Source organism: Roseococcus sp. GW821-FHT12F05, assembly GCF_058806835.1.
The window spans coordinates 1-839 of sequence record NZ_JBXAQB010000051.1 but is presented as its reverse complement, the minus strand read 5'-3'; the positions used below and the strand labels follow the sequence as shown (position 1 = coordinate 839).

At 61.1% G+C, this 839-nt stretch carries 1 protein-coding gene; it reads right to left on the bottom strand.

Annotation, left to right across the window (positions count from 1 at the left end; genetic code table 11):
- Positions 1 to 20: 20 nt before the first annotated feature.
- Positions 21 to 775, bottom strand: a protein-coding gene (locus AC1ROY_RS34030) for an IS5 family transposase (RefSeq protein ID WP_493153392.1) whose coding sequence is annotated in 2 segments (ribosomal slippage) — positions 21 to 442 and positions 442 to 775 — 756 coding nt in all. Because the reading frame shifts where the segments join, the coding sequence is not laid out codon by codon here.
- Positions 776 to 839: the final 64 nt, after the last annotated feature.

Below are 839 nucleotides of genomic sequence, written 5' to 3'. Positions count from 1 at the left end.
CTAGGCTCAGGACTCATTGATTAGATCCAGAAGATGACGGCTGCTGCGATGCAGATGGCTGAGAAGAAGGTATGCGCGCATCGGTCGTAACGGGTGGCGATGCGCCGCCAGTCCTTGAGTTTGGCGAAGAGGTTTTCGACCTTGTGGCGGTACCGATAGATCCCTTTGTCATAGGGGTAAGGGATTTTGCGGCTTCGGCTCGATGGAATGCAGGGCTCGATGCCCTTGGCGGCGAGCGCCTGGCGAAACGCCGTGCTGTCGTAACCGCGATCGGCGATGAGGGTTTGGGCCGGCGGCAGCGCCTCGAGCACGAGGCTCGCGCCCTTGTGGTCGCTCATCTGGCCTTCGGAGAGCAGCATGATGATCGGCCGGCCCTGTCCGTCACAGACGGTGTGCAGCTTGGAGTTCAGCCCGCCTTTGGTTCGCCCGATACGGCGGGGAACAGCCCCTTTTTGAGCAGGCTGGCCGCCGTTCGGTGCGCTTTCAGGTGGGTCGCGTCGATCATGATCCGTTCGGGTCGGGGCCCTTCGCCGGCAAGCCCTGCGAATATACGGTCAAAGACGCCGAGCCGGCTCCAACGGATGAAGCGGTTGTACAGCGTCTTGGGTGGACCGTAGTCCTTTGGCGCATCCTTCCACTGCAGCCCGTTGCGGATGACGTAGACGATGCCGCTCACCACGCGGCGGTCATCCACCCGAGGCACGCCATGGGCCAGCGGGAAGAATGGCGAAATTCGAGCCATCTGCCGCTCGCTCAACAGGAACAATGCACCCATCACAGCCTCCTCGTCAGAGACTGTGAATCACAACACCATCCGAATTAATAGGTCCTGAGCCTAG